The following is a 26,457-nucleotide window of genomic DNA, read 5'->3' as shown; positions in this document are numbered from 1 at the left end:
CTTGATAAGGGTGACGCCGTCGGTCATCCGGTGCGGATGCCGTCCAGCAACTGCTCGATGCTGCTGCGCAGCCGTGCGGTCTGGCCGGCCAGCTCCGCAGCGGCGGTCAGGACGTGCCGGGTGGCACTTTCGGTGTCGCGGGCACCGCCGGTGACATGGCGGGCGTTGCGTGCGACCACGCCCGCCCCCGATGCCGCCTGATCGATGCTCGCGTGAATGGTGGCGGAGGCGGCGGCCTGCGCCTGCATCGACTGGGCGATGGCAAGCGATACGGTGCTGATCTCCGCGATCACTGCGGTGATGCTTTGCAGGGCCTGTGCAGCATTGCCGGTCGCATCCTGCATCGCCTGGATACGGAGCGAGACATCCTGGGTCGCCTTGCCGGTCTGGCTGGCCAGTTGACGCACCTCCTGCGCCACCACCGCGAAGCCTTTGCCGGCCTCTCCGGCGCGGGCGGCCTCGATGGTGGCGTTCAGAGCCAGCAGATTGGTCTGTCCGGTGATCTGGTCGATGATGCGCACGACATTGCCGATATCCTCGGCCGACTGCCGCAGGCTATGCACGGACTCGTCGGCCTTGCGGGCCTGCTCCACTGCCGACTGGGCGATGCGGGCGGAATCGTCGATGCGCGTGCGGATCTCCTCCAGCGACCGGAAGGTGTCGTCGGCCAATGCGGCGACCGACTGGACGTTGCCGGCGATCTGCTCCGCCGCCACGACGGTGGCGCCCGCCTGCTCGTTGGTGCGGTCGATGATGCCGGTCAGCTGACGCGCGGTGCCGTCCAGCGCGCCCGCCGACGACCCGACCATGTCCAGCCCCTCCATCGCTGTCCGTTCGAAGTGGGAAATCAGCTCCTCCAGATGGGCGGAACGCTGGCGCTGGCGGCGCCGGTCCGCGATGTCCTGGAAGGCGGACCGGACATGGTCGTTCGCGGGGGTCTCCAGGATTTCGTCCGGGGTGCCGATCTGGGTGATGCGCCCGGTCTCCATGAAGGCGATCCGATCGGCAAGCCGCATCGCCTCATCCGGGTCCTGGGTGGTGAGCAGCACGGCCGCCCGGTGCGCCCGCTGCCAGTCGAGGAATTCAGCCTCCAGTTCCAGCCTCAGGACGGGATCGACCCCGGCAAAGGGCGCATCCATCAGCAACAGCGGCGGATCGGCGATCAGGGAGCGTGCCAGACCGATCCGCAGCCGTGCCTCGGCCGGAACCTCCTGAGGTCGTCGGGCGGCGAAATGGGCCAGCCCCATCTGCGTCAGCAGGGCCATGGCCCGGTCCCGCCGGTCGCGCCGGCGCAAGCCCGCGATCTCCAGCCCGAAGGCGACATTGTCCAGAACGCTGCGGTTCGGCATCAGCGCCACTGCGCCGAAGGTCATCGCCATGGCGTCTCGGCGGGCAGCCACCAGTTCGGCCGGCTTCATCGTCGCCATGTCGCGCCCGTTCAGGACCACGGTCCCGGCCGTCGGTTCGACCAGCCGGTTGACCAGGCGGAGCAGGGTGGACTTGCCAGCGTTGGACCGGCCCAGCACCGTGACGATTTCGCCGGCCGACAGCCCGAATGCCACGTCGGCGACGGCCACCGTGGCGCCGGTTTCCCGCAGAATGTCGGCCGGATCCACGCCGGCGCGCAGCATGGTCAATGCCTGGGCGGCATTGCCGCCGTAAAGCTTGCAGAGTCCTTCAGCCGACACCATCGCGGCGCTTGCCGACACGGTGCCCTGCATATGAGCAGACGGGTTCATGGGCGACCTCCGTCGTTGAAGGACTGAAAACCGGAATGGCCGGAGACGGCCGTCCGCCGCGCGGCTGCGCCATGAACGGACCGCCTCCGGGAGCGGTGCGGGAAAGGGAGCGCGACCACCGCCGTTGCCACCGCCGTCTGGGGCGGTGGCAACGGGTGCCGATCAAAGCTTGCCGGTGACCCAGTAATCGATCCGGGCCTTGTTGTTCTTGATGTAATTGTCGACCGCCTGCTCGTAGCTGGTCTGACGGGCTTCCTGCATCATCGCTTCCAGATCGCCGATCGGCAGCACCATCCGGTTCAGGAACTCGAAGATTTCCGGATGATCCTGGTAGAAGCCCTTGCGGACGAGCGCGTTCACGCTTTCCAGACCGCCCAGCGCACCCTTCGGGTCCTCCAGATAGCGCAGCTTCCAGTTGGCGAACATCCAGTGCGGGCTCCAGCTCGTCACCACGATCCACTCGTTGCGCTTCATGGCGCGCTCCAGAGCGGCGAGCATCCCGGCGTCGCTGGCCGACACCAGCTGCATTCCCTTCAGATCATAGGTCTTCAGCGCCTTCTCCGACGCCTGCATCAGCCCCGATCCCGGATCGATGCCCTGGATCTTGCCGCCCAGCTTCTGCTGCACATCCGGCTTCTTGAGATCCTCGATGGATTTGACCTGATCGACAGGGATGTAGTCTGGCACCACCCAGCCCAGGCGGGCGCGGGTGTAGAGCGGGCCGAGATCGACCACGTCCTTGCCGACCTTGTCGAGATAGGGCTTGTGGGTCAGCGGCTGCCACGACATCAGCATGGCGTCCAGCTTGCCGCTGGCGATGCCCTGATACTGGATGCCGATGTCGGCCATCGTCAGCTCGACCTTGTAGCCGTACCGCTCCTCGATCACACGTTTGGCCAGTTTGGTCACCGCCTCGGCGTCGGCCCAGGCCGTCCAGCCGATGTTGATGGACTTCTCGGCGGCCTGCGCCGGGGCGGCGACCACGGCGGCCCCCAGACCGACCGTCATGGCCGCCGAAAGCAGCACGCCCAAGGCTTTACCGAAGATTTTCATCAAGAAGCCTCCTCTTATCGTTTGTTTGTTTGGACCCGTTTGGTGGGACGGCCAGGCTTTGCCGCGCCGAAGTTTGGATCGGACGCATGCATGGGCCGACGGCCACCTTCCGGCATCGACGCGGAAAGTCGTTTCCGACCAACGGGTTCTTTGATGGCATCAGTGCTGATTGAGGAAGGATGCCGGCTCCGAAAGCAAAAAACCTTCATCAGAGCGGCAATTCGTATCGGATTTGCGACAGCTTTTTCCAAACCCCGCGCCGCCGGAGAATGTTGCCCGGTTTTCAGGCAGATGCTTCAAAGTCTTTCATAGAAATAGGGAAGCGCTTCGACAGCTCCGTGGACACGAGGCGTCATGAATGCCGATCGGCTCTCTTCGGATGGCGGCACGCCGCCGGCCGGCCGCTCTCCCGATGGACCAAGGCGGCCATCGCTCTTGAATAATCACGACATGCCGCAAAACGACCATTGCCGAGGTCCGGCTTGCGCAAAAAGACAGGTGCGCCTGTCGGCCTTTTTAAAGTTGATGTCGCATTCCAGAACGCGACGCGCCGCGGCGGGCGGCAGGCTGTGCGTCGTGGAATCGAAAATAGCAACAGCCCGGTCAAGGCTGAAGCGGTTCCGCGAACACCCGGCCCCACTCCCGCAGAAGGTCAACCGCCATGTCGTCCGAGATTTCCATAGAAGCCCTGCTGACGCGTCGAAAGAAGGGGCACAGCCTGGAGGCCCCGTTCTATACCAGCGAGGAGATCTTCAAGCTGGACATGGAGATCATCTTCGGCCGCCATTGGCTGCATGTGGGTGTGGAGCCGGACGTGGCGGAGCCGGGCGACGTGATGGTGGTGGATATCGGGAAGACCTCCGTCATCGTCATGCGCGACGACGACATGGAACTGCGGGCATATCACAATGTCTGCCGTCATCGCGGCGCGCGCATCATCCTGCAGGAGAAGACCTCGGTCGGCAATCTGGTGTGCAGTTATCACCAGTGGACCTACGGCCAGGACGGCGAGCTTCTGTTCGCCGAGCATATGGGCAGTGATTTCGACCGCAAGTGCCGGAACCTGAAGAAGGTGCACATCCGGTCGGTCGGCGGCCTGATCTTCATCTGCCTGGCGGAGGAAGCGCCAGAGGACATCGACCGCATGGCGGCGGCCATCGAGCCCTACATCCTTCCGCACGATCTGAAGAACTGCAAGGTCGCCAAGACGGTGGACCTGATCGAGAAGGGCAACTGGAAGCTCACGATGGAGAACAATCGTGAATGCTACCACTGCGTCAGCAACCATCCGGAACTGACCATCCCGCTGTTCGAATACGGCTTCGGCTTCGCCCCCGACGGCACCAACCCGAAGCGGATGGAGCATGCCGCCAAGTACGACGCGCTGGTACAGTCCTGCCACACCAGCTGGGAAGCCGCCGGTTTCCCCAGCCGCGAGGTCGAGCGCCTGACCGACACCACCGGCTTCCGCGCCGAGCGCCTGCCGTTGGACGGCGCCGGCGAGGCCCACACCAAGGATACCCGCAGCGCCTCCAAGAAGCTGCTGGGGTCGATCACCGAGCGCAAGCTGGGCGCCCTGTCCTTCTGGACCCAGCCGAACTCCTGGAACCACTTCATGAGCGACCACATCGTCACCTTCTCGGTGTTCCCGCTCGGTCCCGACCGCAACCTGCTGCGCACCCGCTGGCTGGTCCACAAGGACGCGGTCGAGGGCGTCGACTATGACCTGAACCGTCTGACGGAGGTGTGGGAAGCGACCAACCAGCAGGATGCCGATCTGGTCGAGATCTCGCACAACGGCGCCCTCAGCCCCGCCTACGAGCCGGGTCCCTATTCGCCCTATACCGAGCCGCTCGTGGAGAAGTTCACGGAATGGTACGTCGGCCGCATGGCCGAGCATCTGCTGGGCAAGCAGGCGCCGGTGGGCGTCGCCGCCGAATGACGCGACGCCAGGGCGATCCCGGCCGGCAAGCAGCCGGGATCGCCCGCTGTTCAAGGTTCAGGGTCCGAGGCTCAGGGCTCAAGGAGAGAGATGACGATGCAGCAGGATGCGGCTCCGCCTCCGGTCCGGGATTGGGATCCGGAAATCGACGACACGCTGGTGTGCCGGGCGGTGCGGGACGAGACGCATGACGTGAAGACCTTTGTCTTCGCACCAAAGCGCCCCTGCCTGTTCCGATTCAAGCCGGGCCAGTTCATCACGCTGGAACTGCCCATCGGCGGCGAAACCATCCACCGCAGCTACACCGTCTCATCCTCCGCCGCGCGGCCGCACCGGCTCTCGATCACCGTCAAGCGCGTGCCCGGCGGTCCGGTGTCGAACTGGCTGCACGACACGCTGAAGCCGGGCGACACGATCCGCGCGGTCGGTCCGCTCGGCGAATTCACGCCTGGAGAGTCCGAAACCCCGCGCAAGTTCCTGTTCCTGTCCGGCGGCAGCGGCATCACGCCCCTGATGTCGATGACCCGGACCTTCGACGATCTGGGCGAAGATCACGACATCGTCTTCGTCCATGCCGCCCGGACGCCCGCCGACATCGTCTTCCGCCGCGAACTGGACGCGCTGACCGGTCCCGGCCGCCGCCTGCGCGTCGCCCATGTGTGCGAAGGCATCGGCACCGAGGCGCATTGGGCCGGCTTCACCGGCCGGCTGTCCCTGCCGATGCTCGGGCTGATCGCTCCCGACTTCAAGGAGCGGGAGGTCTATGTCTGCGGCCCCGGCCCCTTCATGAAGGCGGTGCGCGCCTTCCTGGAAGAGGGTGGCTTCGACATGAGCCGCTATCATCAGGAAAGCTTCAATTTCGAGGAACTGACGGCTGAGCTTGCCGCGGGAGAGCCGCCGACACCATCCGCGCCGGCCCAGGCGGCAGCGCCCACGGACGGTTTCCGCGTGGAATTCGCGAAAAGCGGCAGGGTGTTCGCCTGTCCGCCGGAGATGGCCGTGGCCGATGCGGCATCGGCCGCCGACATCAGGGTTCCGACCTCCTGCTCGCGCGGGATGTGCGGAACCTGCAAGACGAAGTTGATCTCCGGCACGGTGGAAATGAACCATACCGGCGGCATCCGCAAACGTGAAATCGACCAGGGGTTGATCCTGCTCTGCTGCAGCCACCCGACCAGTGATCTGGTGATAGAGCGTTAGAATCATCGCCAATGAATTGTCTTCCGGGGGCAGGCCGCTGACGCTAGCATTCCGAAGGACGGAAGATGGCCGCCAGACCGGGGCCGTCGGACTGGGAGGGTGTCCTGGTGGGGAAGACAGTGGAATATCGCCGTTTCGGCGGTAGCGGTCCCGCACCCCGGCAGGAGGAACGCGCGCTCTTGTCGGTCGGGTTCATCCTGACCAACAATTTCACACTGACGGCACTTGCCCCCTTCATCGACGCCCTGCGGCTGGCGGCCGACGAGGGCGACCGGTCGCGGCAGATCCGATGCCGCTGGACCATCATGGGGTCTCGGGCGGAACCGGTGATGTCCAGCTGCGGCATCGGCGTCGCCCGCTGGGAACCGCTGACCGATCCCCGCCGCTTCGACTATGTAGTCGTGGTGGGCGGGCTGCTGCACGCCGGCCCGCAGCTGGACGACGAGACGCTGGCCTATCTGCGCGCCGCGGCATCCTATGGCGTGACCCTGGTCGGCGTGTGCACCGGCAGCTTCGTGCTGAGCCGCATCGGCCTGATGAAGAACCGGCGCTGCTGCGTCAGCTGGTATCATCATCGCGATTTCATCGAGGAATTTCCCGATCTGGTGCCAGTGGCCGACCAGCTCTACGTGGTGGACCGCGACCGCATCACCTGTTCGGGGGGCGCCGGGGTGGCCGATCTGGCCGCCTTCCTGATCGAGCGCCATCTGGGCCGCGCCACCGCCCAGAAAACCATGCACATCCTGCTGATCGACAAGGCGCGTCCCGCCAGCCAGTCGCAACCGCAGCCGCCGACGGTCGCGGAGATCACCAACGACCGCGTCCGCCGCGCCCTGCTGCTGATGGAGCAGCACATCAGCGACCCGCTGTCGGTGGAGGAGATGGTCCGCCGCCTGAACGTCAGCACCCGCCAATTCGAACGGCTGTTCCGGCTGGCCGTCGGGACCAGCCCGGCCACCTACTACCGCAGCTTGCGCCTGCGCTACGGCCACTGGCTGCTGCGCAACACCAAGCGTTCGGTCACCGCCATCGCGAACGAGGCCGGCTTCGCCGACTGCGCCCATTTCTCCCGCCAGTTCCGCGAACTGTTCGGCATATCGCCGTCGGAGGTGCGCCGCACCGCCGAGCCGGATGCGGAGGCCGATCCGCATCTCTCGCCGCTCGCCGCTTTCCGGCGCACGAACGGCGACTCCCTGCTGCCCGACCGCCGCCTGTTCGAAGACCCGGCGCCGATGGTCCGGGACAGTGTGGCGACGGACTGAAGGGGGTGCCACCACTCCCAATTCGCGTAAAGAATTCAAATATTTGACGGACGGGCATCGCATCGATCCGCTCCTGTCGCAAAAAGGTAATTCGCGGTCGCGGGGGGCAACGCGACAATCGCGCCGATGGTGAATTCTTGGCAGGCTCAATACTGGGGATCGTTCCTGCCATGTCCTCACCCGCCGAAGCCCTTCTGAAGCCTCTGCAGATCAAGCATTTGACGATCCGTAACCGCGTGATGAGCACCAGCCACGCGCCGGGTTACGGGTCCGAAGGCAAGCCGAAGGAACGCTATCAGCTCTACCACGAGGAAAAGGCCAAAGGCGGCATCGGTCTGACGATGTTCGGCGGCTCCTCCTCCGTCGCGGTGGACAGCCCGGCGGCGCCGTGGAACCAGATTTCCGTCGCCGACGATAGCGTCATTCCCTTCTTTCGCGAATTCTCCGACCGGGTGCACCGCCATGGCGCGGCGCTGATGATCCAGCTGACCCACATGGGCCGGCGCACCCGCTGGGACACCGAGAACTGGCTGCCCACCGTCTCCGCCTCGGCCGCTCGCGAACCGGCGCACCGCAACACGCCGAAGGAGATGGAGGATTTCGACTTCAAGCGGATTATCGCCGGCTATGCCGCCGCCGCCCGCCGCTGCAAGGAAGGCGGGCTGGACGGCTTCGAGCTGTCGGCCGCCCACGGCCACCTGATCGACCAGTTCTGGAGCCCCTCGGTCAACCGGCGTATCGACAAGTACGGCGGCAGCCTGGAAAACCGCATGCGCTTCGGCATCGAGGTGTTCGAGGCGATCCGCGCCGAGGTCGGCGACGACTACATCGTCGGCATGCGCATGTCGGGCGACGAGCTGATCGACGATGGCCTCAGCCACGAGGACTGCATCGCCATCGCCCGCACCTATGCCGAACGCGGGCTGATCGATTTCGTCAACGTGCTGGGCGGACAGGCGCGCGATCATCTGGCGCACGCCATCTCGCTGCCCAACATGTCCTTCCCGGTCGCCCCATTCCTGCATCTGGCCAGCGGCATCAAGCGCGAGGCGGGCATTCCCGTCTTCCACGCGCAACGCGTGACCGACCTCGCCACCGCCGCCCGCGCGGTGGAGGAGGGCCATGTCGACATGGTCGCCATGACCCGCGCCCACATCGCCGACCCCCATCTGGTGCGCAAGTTGATGGAAGGGCGGCTGGACGACGTGCGCCAGTGCGTCGGCGCCGGCTATTGCATCGACCGCATCTATGTCGGCGGCGACGCGTTGTGCATCCAGAACGCGGCGACGGGGCGCGAGAGCACCATGCCGCATGTGATCCCGAAGGCGGAGCGCAAGCGCCGCGTGGTCGTGGTCGGCGGTGGCCCCGGCGGCCTGGAAGCCGCCCGCGTCTGCGCCGAGCGCGGCCATTCGGTCGTCCTGCTCGAACGCAACGCCGCGCCCGGCGGCCAGATCGGCATCGCCGCCAAGGCGACCTGGCGCGAGGCGATGAGCGGCATCACCCGCTGGCTGTCGCAGCAGGTCACCAAGCTGGGCGTCGATGTCCGCCTTGGGGTGGAGGCCGACCGCGCGACCGTCGAGGCCGAGACACCCGACGTGGTTATCCTCGCGACCGGCGGCCGGCCCAACCGCGGCGACTTCAAGGGCGCCGATCTCGCGGTATCGACCTGGGATGTCCTGACCGGGGCGGTGGAGCCGACGGGGACGGTCCTGATGTATGACGGCACCGGCCAGCATCACGGCGCGTCCTGCGCCGAATTCATGGCAAAGCGCGGCGCGCTGGTGGAGATCGCCACCCCTGACCGCATGGTCGCGGAGGAGGTCGGCACCACCAACCAGCCGATCCACCTGCGCGAGCTGTACAAGCTGAACGTGGTGATGACCACCAACCACCAGCTCGTGGAGATCTACCCGGAGGGCAACCGCCGCGTCGCCGTCCTGCGCAACGAATACACCCACGAGGAGGAGGAGCGGCTGGTCGACCAGATCGTGGTGGAGCTGGGCACCCTGCCCAACGACGGCCTCTATTTCGATCTGAAGGACCGCTCGCTGAACCGCGGCGAAACCGATCTCGACAGCCTGATCGCCGGACGGCCGCAGCCGGTGCAGGCCAACGGCCATGGCGGCTACACGCTGCACCGCATCGGCGACGCGGTGGCCGGCCGCAACATCCACGCAGCCATCTACGACGCCGCGCGTCTTTGCAAGGACATCTGACACCTCCACCCCCGCCCAGCACCTTCAGCCAAGCGACAGGAGCCGTTCGACGTGATCGCCACCGCTCTTACCACCGTCGTCCTTGCCGTCCTCGCCATCGGCGCGGCATTGGCCGCCTGGCAGTCACGGCGTTGGCTGGCCGGCCGGCCGGCGGCGGTCGGTGTAGTCGCCGGACTGCGCGCCTTGCCCGGCCGTTATCTGGTGGATGTCCACCATGTGGTGGGGCGGACGCCGTTCAATGCCCGCTTCCACGCGCTGGTGGCCGGCGGCTTCCTTGCGGCGGTCGTGCTGCTGGTGGCGATGGGCGTCGCCATCGCTGGTTCCTGGGCCGGATCGCGCATCGTCTGGCTGCTGCTGGCCGTGGTGCTGGCGGCGATGCTGGCGGGAGCGCTGATGGTCCGGCATCGCCGCCGGGTCTTGCGCCCGCGCGAGCTGTCGCAGGGCCGCTTCGCCCGCCTTCCGCTGTCGCTTCTGGGATTTTCCGGCTGCCTGCTGGTGGTGGCGCTCGACCAGTCGCTGGGCGGCGTGATGCCGGAGGCGCTGGCCCTGATCCTGGTCGCGATCGCCGGGCTGGCGATGGCCGATCTGGTGTGGGGGGTGTGGAAGGGACCGCTGAAGCACGCGGTGCATGGGGCGCTGCATCTGGCCTTCCACCCGCGTCCGGCCCGTTTCCACGACGGCAGGGGACGCGACACCGGGCTGAAGCCGCTGCCGCTCGCGCCGTCGGAGGATGCCGGCACCGTCGAGCCGGGCACTCTGGGTGTGGAGCGCCCGGTCGACTTCGCCTGGAACCGGCTGCTCGGCTTCGACGCCTGCGTCCAGTGCGGGCGATGCGAGACGGCCTGCCCCGCCTATGCCGCCGGCCTGCCGCTGAACCCGAAGAAGCTGGTGCAGGATCTCGTCGTCGCCATGGACGCCGAGGCCAGCGACGCCGCCTATGCCGGCAATCCCCATCCAGGCCGCAGCGTGGGCAAGGCCCATGGCGGCGCGGCTCTGCCGCTGATCGGGCCGGATGCGATGATCCATCCCGACACGCTGTGGTCCTGCACCACCTGCCGCGCCTGCGTGCAGGAATGCCCGATGATGATCGAGCATGTGGACGCCGTCGTCGACCTCCGCCGTTTCCAGACGCTGGAGCTGGGCGCCACCCCCGGCAAGGCCGCCGTCATGCTGGAGGAGTTGCGCGCCACCGACAATCCCGGCGGCCGCGCGCTCTCCCGGCGCTGGGACTGGGCGGCAGACCTGTCGCTGCCCCGGCTGCCGGCCGGCGGGTCCTGCGACACGCTGCTGTGGGTGGGCGACGGCGCCTTCGACCTGCGTGTCCAGCGCTCGCTGCGGGCATTGGTGGTGCTGCTGCGCCGCGCCGGGGTGGACTTCGCCGTTCTGGGTGACGATGAACTCGACTGCGGCGACGTCGCCCGCCGGCTGGGCGACGAGGCGACCTTCCAGTCGCTGGCGACCCGCAACGTGGCGACCCTGAACGCCCGCCGCTTCACCCGCATCGTCACCGCCGACCCCCATGTCCTGCACACGTTGCGAAACGAATATCCGGCCTTCGGCGGCAGCTGGACCGTCGTCCATCATACCGCCCTGCTGCTGGAGCTGATCACCACTGGCGCGCTGACCGTGACCAAGCCGGTCGGGCGCAGCGTCACCTTCCACGACCCCTGCTATCTCGGCCGCTACAATGGCGAGATCGAGGCACCACGTGCCCTGCTGGACGCCATCGGCGTCGAACGCCGGGAAATGCTGCGCTCCGGCCTGCGGTCGAGCTGTTGCGGCGGCGGCGGTGGCGCCCCGCTGACCGACGTGTCGGGCGAACGCCGCATTCCCGACGTCCGCATGGAGCATGTCCGGGAAACCGGTGCCTCGCTGGTCGCCGTCGCCTGCCCCAACTGCGCCCTGATGCTGGAAGGCGTCGTCGGTCCCCGGCCGGAGGTGGCGGAGATCGCCGAACTGGTGCTCGCCGCGACGGAGACCGCCCGATGACCCAACCCTCGCCAGTGCGCCGCCGTGTCGATCCCCGCGCCGAGCGCGCAGCCCGCACGATCCTGACCGGCCAGCGTCCGCGCCTGCTGCCCCAGCCGGTCGCCGTCGCAGTCAACGGGCGCCGCCGCGACCCGCGCGCCCTTCGGGCCGCCGCATTGGTCCAGATCCAGCCGCGCCCGCGCTATGACTGGGCCCGCGACGCGGCCTCGGCCGGCGCAACCGCGGCGGTGGGCATCGGCGTTGCCGCCACGCCCGCGATCCCGCTGCAGGTGATCGCCGAGCCGGCCTACCTGATCCTCGCCATGCTCGACCGCCCCGGCGGCGAGGTCAGCGAGCATGACCGGCAGGTGATCGCCGCCGCCCGCCTGCTGGCCGACGCCGGCGGCGGTGCGGTGGTGACCGTCTCCACCGGATCGGGCGACGCATTGGCCGAGGCCGGATCCGACCGCCATGTCGCCCTGCCCGATGGCTGGGCCGACGATTACGTGCCTGAGCGGCGCGCCGCCGCCGCTTCGGCGCTGATGGCGGCGCTGTCTCCCCGCCACATCCTGTTTCCGGACAGCCCGGACGGCGGCGACGTGGCGCGGCGGGTCGCGGCGGCGGCAGGAGAGCGGCTGTTCGCCGGCGTGCAGAGCCTCGGCCCCGACCGGGCGACCCGCCAGTCGGCCGGCGGATCGCTGGAAGCCGGGCACCGCCCCACCCGGCTGATGACGGTCGCGGTGGACGCCTTCCCCCCGCTCGACGGCGTGCGGCACGAGGCCCGGCCGCTCGACCTCGCCGCTCCGGTGATGGCTGGGGAAGAGCTTCCACCCCGCCTGGGCGGCGCCCGTCGGCTGGCCGTCGATCCCGACGCGCTGTCGCTGTCGGAAACCGACTTCATCCTCAGCGCCGGCAACGGCGTGACCGACTGGCAAAGCTTCGCCGAACTGGGCGAGGCGCTGGGCGCTACCCGCGCCGGCAGCCGCGTTGTGTGCGACGCCGGCCATTTGCCGCGCGAACGGCAGGTCGGCGCTTCCGGCATGGTGGTCAGCGCCCGCTGCTACCTCGCCTTCGGCATCGCAGGCGCGCCGCAGCATCTTCAGGGCATCACCGGCGTCCGCCACGTGATCGCCGTCAACACCGACCTCCATGCCGAGATGATCAAGCGGGCCGACCTGTCCATCGTCGCCGACGCGCAGGCCGTCATGCCCGCCCTGATCCGGCTCATCCGGGAGCGCCGCCATGCTTGATGTCGCCGTCCTGTTGTCCATCGGCCGCCATCCGGTTTCCGGCCGCGCCCGACGTGCCGCCACCGATGCGCAGGCGCTGGAAATGGCGCTGGCGCTCCGCCCGCGGCGGTTGACGGCGATCCATGCCGGCCCGCCCACCGACGGCGAGGCGCTGCGCGCCTATCTCGGCATGGGGCTGGAGCGGCTGACTCATCTGGTCCTGTCGGAGGGGGCCGATCCGGTCGAACCGCTGATCGCCCATCTGCGCCAGTTCGACCCGTCGCTGGTCCTGACCGGACGGCAGGCGGAGGATGGCGAGGGCAGCGGCATGCTGCCTTATCTGATCGCCCGCGGCCTCGATGCCGCAGTCGTTCCCGATGTGGTTAGAATCGGCCCTGCCGATGCGCCGAACTCCATTCCGGGCGCTGCGGACCTCGTTCAGGCGCTGCCGCGCGGACAGCGGCGGGCATTGACCGCCACCGGCCGTTTTGTGGCGACCATCCATCCCTCCGCCCCGCCCGCCCGCGCCTCGGCCTATGGCCCGGCCAGGCGGGGCGTCATCGAGCCGGTGGCGGCCCAGGCGACCGCCGACCTCTTCCTGTCGGACTGTGAGCATCGTCCATGGCGGCCAAAGCCCAAGCTGATGCGTGTGAAGCGCGGCGGCTCGGCGCTGGACCGGCTGAAGGCGGCGACCGAGAGCAAGAGCGGAAAAGGCCAACTGCTGGTCAACCCGACAGCCGAAGCGGGGGCGCTGGCCATTTACGACAGCCTAGTCGAACAGGGAATGCTTCCATGAACATGCACCACGATCCTCTCAGTCCCACGGGTCACGCCGTCGCGCAATCAGGGGGGGCCTGTCGATGAATACGATGATGCGAAGCGCGGTTTCGGTCGGTGGACCGGCCAGCCTGGGCTTTCCCCGCGGAGCCGCCAGGACGAGCATCGGCGACGACGCGGCGGTTCGCCTGGAGGTGCGGAACGTCTACAAGATCTTCTCCGCCGATCCAAAGCCCGCCCTGTCGATGCTGCGCCAGGGCGCCAGCAAGGCGGAGGTCCTGGAAAAGCTGAACGTCAACGTCGGTGTGCTGGACGCGAGCTTCCAGGTCCGCGCCGGCGAGATCTTCGTCATCATGGGGCTGTCGGGGTCCGGCAAATCCACCATGATCCGCCTGCTGAACCGGCTGATCGAACCCAGCAGCGGCGAGATCCTGCTCGACGGCAAGGATCTGGTCAGCATGTCCAAGGCGGATCTGATCCAGGCCCGCCGCCGCAACATGGGCATGGTCTTCCAGTCCTTCGCCCTGATGCCGCACTTGAGCGCGCTGGACAACGCCGCCTTCGGCCTTGAAATCTCCGGCGTGTCCAAAGCCGAACGCCACAAGGCGGCGCAGCAGGCGCTGGAGCAGGTGGGGCTTGGCACCTACGCCAGCCGCTACCCGCGCGAGATGTCCGGCGGCATGCAGCAGCGCGTCGGCCTTGCCCGCGCGCTGGCCAACGATCCCACCATCCTGCTGATGGACGAGGCCTTCTCCGCCCTCGATCCGCTGATCCGCACCGAAATGCAGGACGAACTGCTGCGCCTGCAGCGCGAACACCAGCGCACCATCGTCTTCATCTCCCACGACCTGGACGAGGCGATGCGCATCGGCGACCGCATCGCCATCATGGAAGGCGGCCGCATTGTGCAGGTCGGCACGCCCTATGAAATCCTCAGCCGCCCGGCCGACGACTACGTCCGCTCCTTCTTCCGCAACGTCGATGCCTCCAAGGTGCTGCGGGCCGGCGACGTGGCACGCTACGAGGCGACCAACACGGTCATCCGCCTGCCCGGCGAACTGGCCCCCGCCCTGCAGCAGCTGCGCGAGAACCACCACAACTTCGGCTATGTGCGCACCCAGGACGGACGCTTCGAAGGCGTCGTTTCGCAGACGACACTGGAACGCGAACTGAAGGGGCCGCAGCCGCGCTTCATCAACGCCTTCCTGCCCGACGTCCGCACGGTCAACGCCGCGACGCCCGTCCACGCCCTGCTCGCCCTCGTCGCCGACACCGAATGGCCGGTGCCCGTCGTCGACGACGACCACAACTTCCTCGGCGCCATTTCACGCGCCCTCATGCTCCACACCTTGGTTCGGGGGGATTGACCGATGGATTCCGAAATCAGAATCGGCAAGTGGGTCGAGGAGCTGGTCAGCTTCATGCTCGACCATTTCCAATCGACGTTCGACGCGATCGCGACGGTGGTGAACGGCTTCGGCGGCGCCATCGACTATGTGCTGGTCGGGGCGCCGGCCTGGCTGCTGATCGGGCTCATCGTCGCCATCTCCCTCTGGCGCGTCGGGGTCGGCTTCGCCGTCTTCACGGTCGCCGCCCTGCTGCTGATCGCCGGCATGGGGCTGTGGACGGAGACCGCCTCCACCCTGGGTCTGGTGTTGACCGCCACCCTGCTCAGCCTGCTGGTCGGCGTGCCGCTGGGCGTCTGGATGGCGCGCAGCCGGGTGGTCGAAAGCATCGTCCGCACCACGCTGGACTTCATGCAGACCATGCCGGCCTTCGTGTATCTGATCCCGGCCGTGATGTTCTTCGGCCTGGGCCGGGTGCCGGGCATCCTCGCCACCGTGATCTTCGCCATGCCGCCGGCGGTGCGCCTGACGTCGCTGGGCATCCAGCAGGTGCCGGCCGAGATCGTCGAGGCCGGAAAGGCCTTCGGCTGCCATGACCGCCAGCTTCTGTTCAAGGTGCAGCTGCCGAACGCCCTGCCCTCTATCATGGCCGGCGTGAACCAGACCATGATGATGGCGCTGTCGATGATCGTCATCGCCTCCATGATCGGCGCTGGCGGCCTGGGCAACGTGGTGCTGCAGGGCATCCAGCGGCTGGACATCGCGCTCGGTTTCGAAAGCGGCCTCAGCGTCGTGCTGCTGGCGATCGTTCTCGACCGCATCACCCAGAGCTTCGGCCGGACCGCCTCCGTGCCACGCCCGGTACGCTTCGCGTTCCTGCGGCGGTTCCTGCCGGTGCCGGCGCGGTGAGCGCAGGGGCTCTTCCGGAAGGGGGCTTCGCCGCCGCTCTTCCGGCGCGGCCCGTGCCGCCCCACGGGCCGCGGCTGCAGGGTGACGATGGGGGCGACATCAAAGGCGGCATCCGGGTGGAGCGTCTGACCGGCGCCGCCCTGGCCGACCGGGTGGAGGAGTTGGCGGTCCTGCGTCTGGCGGTGCTGGGCGAGTTCCCTTATCTCTATTCCGGTTCGGCCGCCTACGAGGAACGCTATCTGTCCGATCTCGCCGGTCTGCCGGGCGGGCTCATCCTGGCCGCCTTCGAGCGCAACCGCATGGTCGCGGCCGTCACCGGCGCACCGCTCGACCAGGAGCTGGACGCCTTGCGCGACCCGTTCACCCATGCAGGCTGCGACCCGCGCTCAATCTTCTATTTCGGCGAGGTGGTGGTCCTTCCCTGCCATCGCGGGCGCGGGATCGGGACCGCCCTGTTGGAAATCGGCGAATCCCACATACACGAAACCGGCCGCTTCGCGTCCATCGCCTTCGGCGAGATCGTGCGATCCATCGACCATCCCCGCCGCCCGAATGCGTACCGGACGCCCGATGCCGCATGGCGGCGGCTGGGCTACAGGCTGGAGCCCGAGATCGGCGGAACCCTGTCCTGGTGCGACGCCTGCGACCGGGAGGAGACCGCCAAACCCCTTCGCTTCTGGGTCAAGTCCCTCGCCACCAGCATCGGAGCATGACGCATGCCGCAGGACGGCCTGGTCTTCGATATTCCGGCCGGGGAGAGGGCAGGCGACGGGTATCCGCTGGTGATCCGCGAGATTCCCTACCGCGATCCGGTCGCCGCCTTCGCACCATGGTCCGGCCAGCCATTCGCCGCCCTTCTGCACAGCGCCGCGGAAGGCGGCGGCCGGGGCCGGTGGAGCATCGTCGCGGTTGAGCCCTTCCGCACCATCGAGGCGCGCGGCGGCTCCGTCACTGTGGACGGCCATGCGGTGGCCGGCGATCCCTTCACCGTGCTGGAAGAGCAGCTGGATGCCCACCGCCTGCCCGTTCCCCCCGACCTCCCCGTTCCCTTCGCCGGCGGTGCCGTCGGCTTCCTCGGCTATGAGCTGGGACAGGTGCTGGAACGGCTGCCGGCTCGCCACGGCGACGACAGCGCCCTACCCGACATGGCCTTCGGGCTATACGACACCGTCATTGTCTTCGATGAACTGGAACGGCGCGGCTGGATCCTGTCCAGCGGCTTTCCCGAAAGCAGCCCGGTCGGGCGCCGCCTCCGCGCCGCCGACCGACTGCAATCAATTGCCGAGCACCTGGAAGCGGCGCCCACCGTCCTGCCGCCGCCCCACACCGCCACCGCCTCCTGGCAGCCGGAGATCGCGCGGGACGACTATTGCCGGCGGGTGGAGCAGGTGCTGGAATACATCCGCGCGGGCGACATCTTCCAGGCCAACTTCACCGGGCGCTTCCTGGCCGACCGGCCGGCCGGGCTGTCTGTATTCGACCTGTACCGCCGCCTGCTGGCGCTCAGCCCCGCCCCCTTCGCGGCCTGCCTGACGCTGCCCGGCGGGTACGGTCTCGCCAGCGCCTCGCCCGAGCGCTTCATCCGCCTCCATGCCGACGGCCGCATGGAAACCCGCCCGATCAAGGGAACCCGCCCGCGCGGCGCCACGGCGGACGAGGACGACGCCCTGGCTCGCGAGCTTGAGCACAGCATCAAGGACCGGGCCGAGAATCTGATGATCACCGACCTGCTGCGCAATGACATCGGCCGCGTGGCGCGCATCGGCAGCGTCAAGGTGCCGGTCCTGTGCGGGGTGGAGCGCTTCGCCTCCGTCCTCCATCTGGTGTCGGTGATCGAGGGGCAACTGAAGCCGGGTCTTGGTCCGGTCGACCTGCTGCGCGCCACCTTCCCCGGCGGATCCATAACCGGCGCTCCCAAGATTCGCGCCATGGAGATCATCGACGAGCTGGAGGTCTCACGGCGCGGCGCCTATTGCGGGTCGGTCGCCTGGATCGGGTTCGACGGGGCGATGGACAGCAGCATCGTCATCCGCACCCTGACCGTCACGCCCGACCGCGTCATCGCCCAGGCCGGCGGCGGCATCGTCGCCGATTCCGATCCCGGCCGCGAGCATGACGAGATGATGGTGAAGATCGGCCCGCAGCTGCGCGCACTGGATGGCGGGTGAGGATCAGGACGCCGACACCGAACGAAGGGTAAGCGACAGGGGGCCGTTCCGGCGTGGCCATTCGACCACGTCGCCGGCCCGTCCGCCCATCAGCGCTTCGCCCAACGGGGATTGCCAACTGATCCGGCCGGCGGCGGGATCGGCCTCCTCGCCGCCCACCAGCGTGAATGTCCATCGGCGCCCGTTCTCGTCCTCGGCGACGACGACGGAGCCGAAGCCGGCCTCCTCCACCGAGCCGGCCGGACGCACCACCACGGCGGCGGCCAGACGGGCGCGGAGCAGGTCGGCGCGCCGCTTGGCGCTGCTCATCGCCTGCCGGTCCTCCGGCGCCTCGGAGCCGCGCAGTTTCGCGATCTCCGCATCGGCTGCGGCAAGCTCCTCCTGCCAAGCGGCGACGGTGGCGGCGGACACATGCAGGGGACCGTTGATCTGCGGCATCGGCCCTTCGGTTTCGGCGTCGCTTTCCTTGACGAAGGCGCGGCTCATGTCTTCTCCCTCAACCCAGCAACGCCATGGCGGCGGCGGGGGCACAACTGGCGACCCAGTCCTGACCGGGAGCACCCACCACATCGCAGAATTCCCGATAGGGGCGGCCCAACCGGACGGCCGCCTCCTTCACGACGGCACGCCCGACGCCGGCCCCGACCACGGGCGCATCGATGGGCAGGAGCGGCACCCCGGCCGACAGAACGCGGCAGGCGGCATCGTGGATGCGGCGCAGCTGGCGTTCGGTCAGATCGGCGGCCATCGCCCGCCACACCGCCGGATCGTAATCGCCGGCGTCATGCCCGACCATGCGGGCCAGGCGGCGCAGGCTGGCCTCGACCGTCTTCGCCCCGTTGTCGGCGGCGGGATGCTGGTCCGCGGCCTCGTCCAGCCGGCCCAGCACACGGTAGAGGTCGGCGCTGGTGGCGAAATACTCGGCCATCATCGGCAACCGCTCGCCCGCGACCAGCGCGGTGCGTTCCATCGCCATCACCGCCGTGCGGGTCAGCCCGGTATAGACCAGTTCCTCCACCGCCATCCGCTCGTGATCGGTGACGCCGCGCGCCACCACGGCGCCGTCCCGCACCGGCACGATGTCGGTGGTGGTGCTGCCCATGTCGATCAGCAGCGCCGCCGGCAGGCACCGGGCAACCACCGCGGCGGTCGCCATCCAGTTGGCGGAGGCGACATCCATCACCTGTCCGCGCGCCTCCGGCGGCGACAGCAGTCCGCGCCGGCCGGCATAGACGCGCAGCCGCCCCTGCGGCAGGGCAGCAGCCATCCGGTCGATCAGCGCGTGCACGCCCTGGGCGCGGTCGTCGAACAGGTCGACCAGTTCGCCGGTCATCGTCACCACATGGTCGGCGTCGGCCGGCAGGCGGTCCAGCACCGTGGTCAGCGCCGCATCCAGCTCTCCCATCCCTTGCCAAAGCCGGCAAGGCACCTGCACAGCGTCACGCAGCCGGCCATCCACCGCCCAGGCGGCCTTCAGGTGGGCGCCGCCGATGTCCCAGCCGATCACGGTCGAACCATGGATGTCAGGCATGTGCGTCCTCCCGGCCGGTGTCGGCCGATCTCGGGTTGAACAGAGTCAGGATGTCGCCCGCCGGATTCCAGCCCAACACCCGCGACAACCCGGAATAACCGACGGACAGGCGCGGGTTCACCTCCACAACCACTGGGCCATCAGGCCGGTCGATGAGGTCGACGGCGACATAGCCGCGCAGGCCGGGGATCGCGGCGGCGATGGCGCGGGCCAGCGGCTCCCAGGCGGCGCGGCGGTGCTCCATCGCCCCGACCTCCACGCCATGGAAGGAGAAGCGACCGTTCCCGCGCTCTACCGTCTGACGATTGCAGCCGAGCAGCCGCACCCCGCCGGCATCGTCGACCAGCATGGACAGGCTGCACGCCGCGCCCTCGACCAGCGGCTGGACGATCCAGCGGCCGGCATGCGGCGGCGTCCAGGCGGCGATGTCGTCGACGATGAAGGTGTCGAGGCAACCGGCGCCGTCGTCCGGCTTCACCACATGACGGGCGGCGGGCGGCGGCGGGGCGCCGAAGGGAACGGTGGGAATGGCGGCGATGCCGTGGGCGGCGAGCCGGGCCGCCGTCGCCGTCTTCGAAGACGCGAGAGCGATGGCGTCGGGGGCGCAGGCGACCACCGTGCGGCCGGTGTCGCGGAAAAGAGCGGCGACGTGTCCCAGCAGCCCGTCACTTTCCGGCGCGATCGGCCAGACCACGTCGCACAGGGCGGCTGCATCGCGCCAGCGTGCCTCGGGATCCTCGCCCGGCGCTACCGGGAACAGGGCGGCCCGGTCGGCCGGGAAGGACGGCGGGGGAAGGCGGTTGTCCCAGCACAGTGTGACGTGTATTCCATCCAGCGCGACCAGATCGCCGACCAAGGCCGCGACCATCGCGTTGGCTTCAGCCATCAGATCCGTCTGAAGCGGCCCGTTGCACAGCGCGCCGCCGGTGACATACTCGCAGACCAGAACCCGACGAAGGCTGTTCTCCATGGACATCGTTCCCGTCATCGACCTGCTGGGCGAGCAGGTGGTTCATGCCAAGCGGGGGGAGCGCGACCGCTACCGCCCCATCGAAAGCGCGCTGACCGCAGGATCGGCACCACAGGATATCGTGGCCGCGCTGCTGACGCTGCAACCCTTCCGCGCCTGCTATGTCGCCGATCTCGACGCGATCAGGGGAAATGGCGACCATCGCTCCACCGTCGCGGCGCTGCAGGACCGCTGGCCGGAGGTGGCGTTCTGGGTCGATGCCGGGCTGGCGACGCCCGACGACTGCCGCCGCTGGCTCGACGCCGGGATCCGCCATCTGGTGATCGGCAGCGAAAGCCAGACGGACGGCGCGACGCTGGACGCGGCGCTGGCGCTGGCCGGGGAGGACCGGGTGGCGCTGTCGCTGGATGTCCGGCAGGGGGCGCCGCTGGGACCGGCGGCATTGCACGAGGATGCCGGCCGCTGGCCCGCGCGGGTGATCGCCATGACGCTGGACCGGGTCGGGTCAAGCGAGGGGCCGGATCTGGACCGGATCGCCACGCTGGCGGCCCAACGCCCGGGGGTTCGGGTGTGGGGGGCCGGCGGTGTGCGGAACGCGGCGGATTTGGATGCGCTGGCCACGCACGGCACCGATGCCGTGCTGGTGGCCAGCGCGCTCCACGACCGGCGCCTCGACGCCGGGACGCTCGCCCGCTTCGCTTCCAGTCAGTTGGCGGCGAACGGGTGAACCGCGGCGGCAATGCCGTCCAGCATCTCCTTGGCGGTCGGGCTGCCGGCGATCGCACGCTTCAGCGCCAGCTTGGTGGCTTCGTGGTTGTAATCCTGGATCTTGCGGTCGTCCTCCGCCTGCCAGTGGATGAAGACGCCGACTGAGATGAACAGGTCGTCGGCCTCTTCCGCCGGGATGGTGCCGTCCTCGACGCATTCGGCGACGGCCAGGGCGACGGCGCGCTGGGCCGGGCCGAACATCTGCACCGCCTGCTTGGCGTTCTTGATCGTCACCTTGTTGAACATGACGGTGGAGGGCTTGACCATCAGGTTCGGCGCCAGCACGGCCAGCAGGCCGTTCACGCCTTCCTTCTGGTTGGTCAGGGTCTGGCAAAAGGCGGTCTCGGCGGCACTGCCGCGCGGACCGATGATGAGATCGATGTGAGCGACTTCATTGCCGTCGCCCACCAGAGCTTCGCCGACCATAACCTTGTCGATCTTAGGCATTGCGCATCCTCTACGCTGGTTGGTTTGATAAGGCTCCGCCGGTTGTCGCCCGGCGGCCACGGTCCGGCGGGCAGCTCGCCAGCCAGCCGAAGCACGAACAGGCAGGCCACCGTCAGGTCGGCGGACGTGCCCGGATTGAGGCCGCGGCGCTTCAGCGCGCGGTCGAAAGCGAGAAGCCGCCGGGCCGTTCCTGAATGGCCGCCGAAGGCGGAATTGACGGCAAGGCGCCGCTCCAGCAGGAAGGCCTGGTCCCGCACCCGTTCCGCCACCGCCGCGCCATGCTTGCGGGCGATGTGGGTGTCGGGGTGCAACGCCATGAAGCCGAGATGGATGGCGCTCGCCGCCGCCTCCGCGTTGGCGCTGCGACGCAGCGCCGAACGGCCGCGGGCCACGCCGAAGGTGAAGACGTCGGCGAAGGCGGTGGCGTATTGCCGGGCAATCAGGTCGCGGTCTGCGGCGGCAGCCATCGCGGCCCGCAGGTCGACGCGGGGGGCCTCGGCGACGTCATGCTGCGTGGCCTCTCCCAGCCCGGCGGGCAGCGCCAGGCGGATGGCCGCGAAGGCGTCGGCGGCGTCGGTAACGCTCAGTGTGTCGAGCACCCGCGCCAGCCTCATCCGCAGCGGCTCACCCTTATCGCGGCACAGCGCCGCGGCGGCGAGCGGCGCCAGCAGCAGCACGATCCCGAGATTGGTGTTGCAGCCGGCAACATCCCGCGTCGCCGCCACGGCGCGCAGGATCGCCTCCCCCACCCGGCGGCCGGGCGTGGCGAGGATCGGGGCGATGGCGGCGGCGCTGTCCAGGAACTGCGCCACGCTCATTCCATGGCCTTCGGCATGGATGTGAACGTTGCCGGGCTTCAGCGCCATCAGCTCCAGACGGCAGGCGGTGAACACCGCCTCCTCCACCAGGGCCCGGCAATCCTGTCCCGATATTGATCCGGGAGCGGGCAGCAGCGCACTCATCCGGCCCTCCGCGCGTCTGCCGATGCGGGCGAGGCGGCGGCCAGACGGGCCAGGACCAGATCGGCCAGCGCCTGCGCCACGTCCGCCGACGTCACCGCCTGCAGGCCGCGCCATGCCGGCATGCTGTTGACCTCCAGCACCAGGAAGCGGCCGTCGGGCGCGCGGATCACGTCCACCCCGGCATAATCGGTGCCGACGGCGGCGGCGGCGGCCACCGCCAGATCGCCCAGCACGCCGCCCGGACTGGCCGGATGGCAGCGGGCGCCCTGCTTGACGTTGGTGATCCAGTGGTCGCCCTGACGGACCATGGCGGCCAGCGGACGACCGTCCACCACGAAGACGCGCCAATCGAACCAGCCGCCATCCGCCGCGCCGACATACTCCTGCAGGTGGTAGACTCCGGCGACCTCGTCCGGGTCCGGCAGAGCCATGCCGGGATCGAGCCGGCGCAGCCCCTTGCCCTGCGACCCGAACAGCGGTTTCAGCACCGCCGACCGGCCCTCGGCATGGAGGGCGGCCAGGATGGATGAGGCCTGGACGGGATCGGCGACGGTCCAGGTCCGCGGGGTCGGCACCCCGACAGCGGCCAGCCGGAAGGCGGTGGCGCTCTTGTCCACGCAGCGTTCGATGGAGGCCGGATTGTTGAGCACCGGCACCCCGCCATGGGCCAGCGCATGCAGCACGCCCAGCCGCAGAGTCACCTGCTCGAAGCTGCCGGCGGAGATGGTGCGGACCAGACAGGCGTCGGGCAGTCCGTCATTGAAACCGGGGCCGTCAAAGCCCGGTACCACCGGTCCCTCCGGACCGAAGCCGCAGGCACTGAGCGACACCGGGACCGCCTTCGCGCCGCGCCGGGCGAAGGCGGCGATCAGCCTCCGGGTGTGCCAGTCGGCGCCATCCACGAAGATTGCGATGCGGGTCCGTCCCATCGTCCGGCCCCCTACCCGTCGATGCCGAAGGAGCGGTCGAGCAGCGCCGGAGCCAGCGCCCCGGCGGTGAAGCTCCGCCCGCTCTCGAACGCCGTGACGATCACGCGGGCCGGGCTGAACAGCATCGGGTCGATCTTGAAGAAGTCGTAGCCGCTCGCCGCGAACAGGTCGGCGAAGGGGCGGCCATAATCGGCGGAGGCCGAGCTGGGCAGGCGGGCGGCGAGATCGGCCGCGTCGTCGTCCGGCCCGTCGACCAGCAGATGGACGCTGCCACCGAACAGGATGGCGTCGTTGGTCCGGCCCATCGCCTGGACGAAGTCGCGGCCCGGCGGCGGCAGCGGCGCGCAGCCGACGCCGTCGCGCACCCGCTCCAGCGGGAAATGAAGGGCGTGCAGCTTGTGCAGCCCCACCTCCAGCACGCGGGCGACGATCTGGACGATGCCGGCCGGGCTGCGGGTCGGCGTCAGGATCAGGGTCACGCGCTCCACCGGAACGCCGCAATCGCGCGCCACCTTCTCCACCACCGAGGCCGGCGGCCGCTTGTCGGTCTCCAGCACCAACACGGCGCGGTCGGCCATGTCGCGATAGCCGAGTTCGGCGTACAGCGGCTCCTTCACCGCCAGGGCGCGGCCGGGGCCGGATCCCAGGGCCGAGAATTTCTCGCCCGACAGGCTCCAGCCGGCATATTGGCTGCCCAGGCAGGCGAGCACCGGATCGGCGGCGCCGACCGTCACCTGCGCCGGCCAGCGGGCGAAGGGCGAATCCATGGCGATGCGCACGCTGCCGGCGCCGCCCATGCAGATCTCGGCGATGCGGCGCCCGGCCTCCAGGCTGCCGGGCCGGTCGATGCCGGCATCGATCACGGTGCAGCCGGCGGGATGCTGCTCCACGCCGATCCGCAGCATGGCGGCATCCGCCACCAACGCGTGCACCAAGGGGGCGGCAAGCCGGTTAACACTGAAGGGAAGGGACGACATCGCCGGTTTTCTCCATAGGGCCGGTTTTCTCCACAAGACAACCCCGCCGCGCGCAGTCGGCGACGATGTGCTCGATACGGCGGGACAGGCGCCGCCGCGCCTCCTCCTCATCCCCGCCCCAGGCGGTGACGCTGCACAGGGGCTGTCCGCCTTCGATGGTGCTGCCGGCGCGCGGCAGGTCGGCGCACCAGGGGGGCCAGGCGAAACCTGCGGGCATCGTCAGCATTGCGGCGGCGTAGGCCACCGCGCCGGCGATCACGCCCGGGCGTGGGGGCCCCAGGCTCCAACCGCGTCCGGCCGCCGCGTCGAGATGGGCGCGCATCACCCCGCCGAGCCGGTGGCGTTCGAGCAGGTCGAGCGTGGCGCCCGGACGCGGGTTGACCTCCAGCACCGATACCGCGTCCCCATCGACCAGCAGATCCAGGCTGTTCAGCCCGGCCAGCCCAAAGGCCGCCGCGATGCGCCGTGCCGTTTCCGCCAGCCGGGCGGCCAGTGACTGCGGCACCGCCGCCGGCAGCACCGCACCGCCATAGCGGAAGGGCGCGTCGGGCGCCGGATCGGCCCATTGACGGCTGATCGCCACCAGTTCGCACTTGCCGGAGCGGTCGGCGATGAAGGCGACGGAGACCGCAAGGCCCGCCGCCCGCCGTTGCAGATAATGCCCGCCCGGCAGCGAACCGCCGTTCCAGGGGAGGATATGCCCGCCCCCGGCCGCTCCCGTCCGCTTGATCAGCCACTCTCCCGGAACGGCATCTTCAAGAACCTCCGTCCGTGTTTCCGGGTGCGAGACGCCCATCTTTGCCAGTCCAGGCGTCGCCAGCCGTGCAGCGAAACCGGCTGGATCCTTGACCGCCCGTACCACCTCCGGCCCGTTGCCGAGCAAACGGTAGGGACCGGCCCCCAGCAGGGCAGCCAGCAACTCCGGCGCCTGTTCGAACCCCGATCCGACAACCAGACCGCTGCCCGGCGGAGCCAGCGCACGCGCGGCGGCGATCAGCGCCTCACCGTCGAAGCCCGCGACCGGATCGCCCGCCACGCGGCGGGCAGGTGCCGGCACATCGGCGTCGCCGAACTGGTCCAGCGTCGCCACCACGGCGCCGGTGCGCGCCACCGCCTGGGCGATGGCGCGGCCCGACAAGGCGGCGACCAGGATCAGTCCGCTTTGCGGCATTGGGCGCGGGCCAGGGTGAAGGCGTCGTCGAAGGCCAGATAGACCGGCTTGGTCGCCTCGCGCATCGCCTTGAACAGGCCATGCTGAGTCTTGAACTTCACATTGCCAATGGCGAGCGCGCCGATGCCGACCGCATCCGTTCCCTCGATCGGAGCGCCATCGCTGAAGGCATCCACCCCTTCAACGCCGGCCGGCGGAACGGCATTGACGTCGGCCACCACCCGCACGGACGGGGCCGCGGCGATCTGCGCGCGGCTCAGCACCTGCACGCCGGCGCGGGCGACCGCCAGCACCACGTCGGTCTCCTCCAGGATGGCGGCCTTGTGCGCGTCGGTCGAACCGTCCACCGCGCCCAGCGTCACGCCGAACCGCTGAATGTAGGACGCCGCCCGCTCCGCGACGGACGCGGCGCCGTCATGGCCGACCAGCCGCACCGACGCGCCAGCACGCGCCGCCAGCACCGCCGCGATTCCGCCGACCGGTCCCTTGCCGCCGAACACCGCGACCCGCGCGCCGGCCAGACCCATCCCGGTCTTCTCAAGCTGGGCTTCGACCTTCGCGATCATCGCCGCGGCGGTGGTATAGGCGCCGGACGGATCGGCGAAGACCGAGATTTCAAACGGCGGAACCATGGCGCCGCGCGCCGCCTCCAGCATGTCCAGCGCCTTCAGGATGTCGCGGCCGGCGATGAACAGGCCTGTCCGCTTGGCGTCGCCCGGTGCACGGGAGAAGATCATGTCCTGGACAAGACCCGGGACTTCACCGGTCTCGACATTGGTATAAGGCGCAATGATACCATAACCGGCATCGCAAGCCATGTTGATGTCAAATGGACTGACCGCCTTTACCGCAGTAATGGCGTGCAAGATATAGGGCTTTTCCATGAAACGAAG

Annotated in this window: 23 protein-coding genes; 12 read left to right on the top strand and 11 right to left on the bottom strand. The window is 69.0% G+C overall.

Annotated elements, in window-relative coordinates:
- Positions 1–23: 23 nt before the first annotated feature.
- Positions 24–1,739, bottom strand: coding sequence for a methyl-accepting chemotaxis protein (locus FZ938_RS17815; protein ID WP_246457343.1), 1,716 nt, complete (start codon positions 1,737–1,739; stop codon positions 24–26).
- Between the two features lie 162 nt (positions 1,740–1,901).
- On the bottom strand, positions 1,902–2,792 hold the full coding sequence (locus FZ938_RS17810) for a glycine betaine ABC transporter substrate-binding protein (protein WP_149199802.1): 891 nt from the start codon (positions 2,790–2,792) through the stop codon (positions 1,902–1,904).
- Between the two features lie 661 nt (positions 2,793–3,453).
- Between FZ938_RS17810 and FZ938_RS17805 the strand changes: the two genes are divergently transcribed.
- The 11 genes from FZ938_RS17805 (at position 3,454) to pabB (ending at position 17,809) form a co-directional block, all read left to right on the top strand.
- The gene (locus FZ938_RS17805) at positions 3,454–4,734 is read left to right on the top strand and encodes an aromatic ring-hydroxylating oxygenase subunit alpha (protein WP_149199801.1); all 1,281 of its coding nucleotides are present in this window, start codon (positions 3,454–3,456) and stop codon (positions 4,732–4,734) included.
- Positions 4,735–4,824: 90 nt separating this feature from the next.
- Positions 4,825–5,934, top strand: a complete 1,110-nt coding sequence (locus FZ938_RS17800) for an FAD-binding oxidoreductase (RefSeq protein WP_246799055.1) — start codon at positions 4,825–4,827, stop codon at positions 5,932–5,934.
- Between the two features lie 65 nt (positions 5,935–5,999).
- On the top strand, positions 6,000–7,196 hold the full coding sequence (locus tag FZ938_RS17795) for a GlxA family transcriptional regulator (protein ID WP_246457344.1): 1,197 nt from the start codon (positions 6,000–6,002) through the stop codon (positions 7,194–7,196).
- Between the two features lie 170 nt (positions 7,197–7,366).
- Entirely contained in the window at positions 7,367–9,412 is a 2,046-nt protein-coding gene (locus FZ938_RS17790) for an NADH:flavin oxidoreductase (RefSeq protein ID WP_149199800.1), read from the top strand.
- Between the two features lie 51 nt (positions 9,413–9,463).
- Entirely contained in the window at positions 9,464–11,401 is a 1,938-nt protein-coding gene (locus FZ938_RS17785) for a (Fe-S)-binding protein (RefSeq protein ID WP_149199799.1), read from the top strand.
- Positions 11,398–12,630, top strand: coding sequence for an electron transfer flavoprotein subunit alpha/FixB family protein (locus tag FZ938_RS17780; RefSeq protein WP_149199798.1), 1,233 nt, complete (start codon positions 11,398–11,400; stop codon positions 12,628–12,630). The genes FZ938_RS17785 and FZ938_RS17780 overlap by 4 nt, the downstream gene beginning before the upstream one ends.
- Entirely contained in the window at positions 12,623–13,405 is a 783-nt protein-coding gene (locus FZ938_RS17775; RefSeq protein WP_149199797.1) for an adenine nucleotide alpha hydrolase family protein, read from the top strand. Before FZ938_RS17780 ends, FZ938_RS17775 begins: the two co-directional genes overlap by 8 nt.
- Before the next feature lie 64 nt (positions 13,406–13,469).
- Entirely contained in the window at positions 13,470–14,753 is a 1,284-nt protein-coding gene (gene proV, locus FZ938_RS17770; RefSeq protein ID WP_149199796.1) for a glycine betaine/L-proline ABC transporter ATP-binding protein ProV, read from the top strand.
- Positions 14,754–14,756: 3 nt separating this feature from the next.
- The gene (locus FZ938_RS17765) at positions 14,757–15,641 is read left to right on the top strand and encodes an ABC transporter permease (protein WP_149199795.1); all 885 of its coding nucleotides are present in this window, start codon (positions 14,757–14,759) and stop codon (positions 15,639–15,641) included.
- Positions 15,638–16,354 (top strand): GNAT family N-acetyltransferase, encoded by a 717-nt coding sequence (locus FZ938_RS17760; RefSeq protein ID WP_149199794.1) that lies wholly within the window; start codon positions 15,638–15,640, stop codon positions 16,352–16,354. Before FZ938_RS17765 ends, FZ938_RS17760 begins: the two co-directional genes overlap by 4 nt.
- Positions 16,355–16,357: 3 nt before the next feature.
- Positions 16,358–17,809: an aminodeoxychorismate synthase component I gene (pabB, locus tag FZ938_RS17755; protein ID WP_149199793.1), complete on the top strand. Its 1,452-nt coding sequence runs from the start codon at positions 16,358–16,360 to the stop codon at positions 17,807–17,809.
- A 3-nt stretch (positions 17,810–17,812) separates the two neighbouring features.
- Here the strand turns inward: pabB and FZ938_RS17750 are convergent, their stop codons facing one another.
- The 3 genes from FZ938_RS17750 to FZ938_RS17740 are packed head-to-tail and all read right to left on the bottom strand — an operon-like array spanning position 17,813 to position 20,310.
- Complete coding sequence (locus FZ938_RS17750; RefSeq protein ID WP_149199792.1) at positions 17,813–18,295, bottom strand: GreA/GreB family elongation factor; 483 nt, start codon at positions 18,293–18,295, stop codon at positions 17,813–17,815.
- 10 nt (positions 18,296–18,305) lie between these two features.
- Complete coding sequence (locus FZ938_RS17745) at positions 18,306–19,340, bottom strand: hydantoinase/oxoprolinase family protein (RefSeq protein WP_149199791.1); 1,035 nt, start codon at positions 19,338–19,340, stop codon at positions 18,306–18,308.
- Positions 19,333–20,310 (bottom strand): ATP-grasp domain-containing protein, encoded by a 978-nt coding sequence (locus FZ938_RS17740; protein ID WP_149199790.1) that lies wholly within the window; start codon positions 20,308–20,310, stop codon positions 19,333–19,335. The genes FZ938_RS17745 and FZ938_RS17740 overlap by 8 nt, the downstream gene beginning before the upstream one ends.
- Here FZ938_RS17740 and FZ938_RS17735 point away from each other — a divergent pair.
- Complete coding sequence (locus tag FZ938_RS17735) at positions 20,309–21,037, top strand: HisA/HisF-related TIM barrel protein (RefSeq protein ID WP_149199789.1); 729 nt, start codon at positions 20,309–20,311, stop codon at positions 21,035–21,037. The two genes, FZ938_RS17740 and FZ938_RS17735, sit on opposite strands and share 2 nt — an antisense overlap.
- Here FZ938_RS17735 and fae read toward each other — a convergent pair.
- The 6 genes from fae to FZ938_RS17705 are packed head-to-tail and all read right to left on the bottom strand — an operon-like array spanning position 21,016 to position 26,448.
- Entirely contained in the window at positions 21,016–21,504 is a 489-nt protein-coding gene (fae, locus tag FZ938_RS17730; RefSeq protein ID WP_246457345.1) for a formaldehyde-activating enzyme, read from the bottom strand. The two genes, FZ938_RS17735 and fae, sit on opposite strands and share 22 nt — an antisense overlap.
- Positions 21,399–22,487, bottom strand: coding sequence for a triphosphoribosyl-dephospho-CoA synthase (locus tag FZ938_RS31075; RefSeq protein WP_246457346.1), 1,089 nt, complete (start codon positions 22,485–22,487; stop codon positions 21,399–21,401). Before FZ938_RS31075 ends, fae begins: the two co-directional genes overlap by 106 nt.
- Positions 22,484–23,416: an ATP-grasp domain-containing protein gene (locus tag FZ938_RS17720; RefSeq protein WP_149199787.1), complete on the bottom strand. Its 933-nt coding sequence runs from the start codon at positions 23,414–23,416 to the stop codon at positions 22,484–22,486. The genes FZ938_RS31075 and FZ938_RS17720 overlap by 4 nt, the downstream gene beginning before the upstream one ends.
- A gap of 11 nt (positions 23,417–23,427) precedes the next feature.
- Positions 23,428–24,321: a methenyltetrahydromethanopterin cyclohydrolase gene (mch, locus tag FZ938_RS17715; RefSeq protein ID WP_246799054.1), complete on the bottom strand. Its 894-nt coding sequence runs from the start codon at positions 24,319–24,321 to the stop codon at positions 23,428–23,430.
- 46 nt (positions 24,322–24,367) lie between these two features.
- Positions 24,368–25,564, bottom strand: a complete 1,197-nt coding sequence (locus FZ938_RS17710; RefSeq protein ID WP_149199785.1) for an ATP-grasp domain-containing protein — start codon at positions 25,562–25,564, stop codon at positions 24,368–24,370.
- Positions 25,546–26,448, bottom strand: a complete 903-nt coding sequence (locus tag FZ938_RS17705; RefSeq protein ID WP_149199784.1) for an NAD(P)-dependent methylenetetrahydromethanopterin dehydrogenase — start codon at positions 26,446–26,448, stop codon at positions 25,546–25,548. Before FZ938_RS17705 ends, FZ938_RS17710 begins: the two co-directional genes overlap by 19 nt.
- Between the last annotated feature and the right edge of the window lie 9 nt (positions 26,449–26,457).

Source organism: Azospirillum oryzae, assembly GCF_008364795.1.
Classification (GTDB): domain Bacteria; phylum Pseudomonadota; class Alphaproteobacteria; order Azospirillales; family Azospirillaceae; genus Azospirillum; species Azospirillum oryzae.
The sequence above is the reverse complement of the archived record's forward strand: the minus strand, read 5'-3'. Positions and strand labels throughout refer to the sequence as shown.

Excerpts from the sequence above, each read along its gene's own strand:
- FZ938_RS17745 (WP_149199791.1), bottom strand. The coding sequence starts at position 19,340 with ATGCCTGACATCCATGGTTCGACCGTGATCGGCTGGGACATCGGCGGC.
- mch (WP_246799054.1), bottom strand. The coding sequence starts at position 24,321 with ATGCTGCGGATCGGCGTGGAGCAGCATCCCGCCGGCTGCACCGTGATC.
- FZ938_RS17790 (WP_149199800.1), top strand. The coding sequence starts at position 7,367 with ATGTCCTCACCCGCCGAAGCCCTTCTGAAGCCTCTGCAGATCAAGCAT.
- FZ938_RS17805 (WP_149199801.1), top strand. The coding sequence starts at position 3,454 with ATGTCGTCCGAGATTTCCATAGAAGCCCTGCTGACGCGTCGAAAGAAG.
- FZ938_RS31075 (WP_246457346.1), bottom strand. The coding sequence starts at position 22,487 with ATGAGTGCGCTGCTGCCCGCTCCCGGATCAATATCGGGACAGGATTGC.
- proV (WP_149199796.1), top strand. The coding sequence starts at position 13,470 with ATGAATACGATGATGCGAAGCGCGGTTTCGGTCGGTGGACCGGCCAGC.
- FZ938_RS17710 (WP_149199785.1), bottom strand. The coding sequence starts at position 25,564 with ATGCCGCAAAGCGGACTGATCCTGGTCGCCGCCTTGTCGGGCCGCGCC.
- FZ938_RS17720 (WP_149199787.1), bottom strand. The coding sequence starts at position 23,416 with ATGGGACGGACCCGCATCGCAATCTTCGTGGATGGCGCCGACTGGCAC.
- FZ938_RS17740 (WP_149199790.1), bottom strand. The coding sequence starts at position 20,310 with ATGGAGAACAGCCTTCGTCGGGTTCTGGTCTGCGAGTATGTCACCGGC.
- FZ938_RS17750 (WP_149199792.1), bottom strand. The coding sequence starts at position 18,295 with ATGAGCCGCGCCTTCGTCAAGGAAAGCGACGCCGAAACCGAAGGGCCG.
- FZ938_RS17765 (WP_149199795.1), top strand. The coding sequence starts at position 14,757 with ATGGATTCCGAAATCAGAATCGGCAAGTGGGTCGAGGAGCTGGTCAGC.
- FZ938_RS17775 (WP_149199797.1), top strand. The coding sequence starts at position 12,623 with ATGCTTGATGTCGCCGTCCTGTTGTCCATCGGCCGCCATCCGGTTTCC.
- FZ938_RS17780 (WP_149199798.1), top strand. The coding sequence starts at position 11,398 with ATGACCCAACCCTCGCCAGTGCGCCGCCGTGTCGATCCCCGCGCCGAG.
- FZ938_RS17815 (WP_246457343.1), bottom strand. The coding sequence starts at position 1,739 with ATGAACCCGTCTGCTCATATGCAGGGCACCGTGTCGGCAAGCGCCGCG.
- FZ938_RS17800 (WP_246799055.1), top strand. The coding sequence starts at position 4,825 with ATGACGATGCAGCAGGATGCGGCTCCGCCTCCGGTCCGGGATTGGGAT.
- FZ938_RS17735 (WP_149199789.1), top strand. The coding sequence starts at position 20,309 with ATGGACATCGTTCCCGTCATCGACCTGCTGGGCGAGCAGGTGGTTCAT.
- FZ938_RS17810 (WP_149199802.1), bottom strand. The coding sequence starts at position 2,792 with ATGAAAATCTTCGGTAAAGCCTTGGGCGTGCTGCTTTCGGCGGCCATG.
- FZ938_RS17705 (WP_149199784.1), bottom strand. The coding sequence starts at position 26,448 with ATGGAAAAGCCCTATATCTTGCACGCCATTACTGCGGTAAAGGCGGTC.
- pabB (WP_149199793.1), top strand. The coding sequence starts at position 16,358 with ATGCCGCAGGACGGCCTGGTCTTCGATATTCCGGCCGGGGAGAGGGCA.
- fae (WP_246457345.1), bottom strand. The coding sequence starts at position 21,504 with ATGGTCGGCGAAGCTCTGGTGGGCGACGGCAATGAAGTCGCTCACATC.
- FZ938_RS17795 (WP_246457344.1), top strand. The coding sequence starts at position 6,000 with ATGGCCGCCAGACCGGGGCCGTCGGACTGGGAGGGTGTCCTGGTGGGG.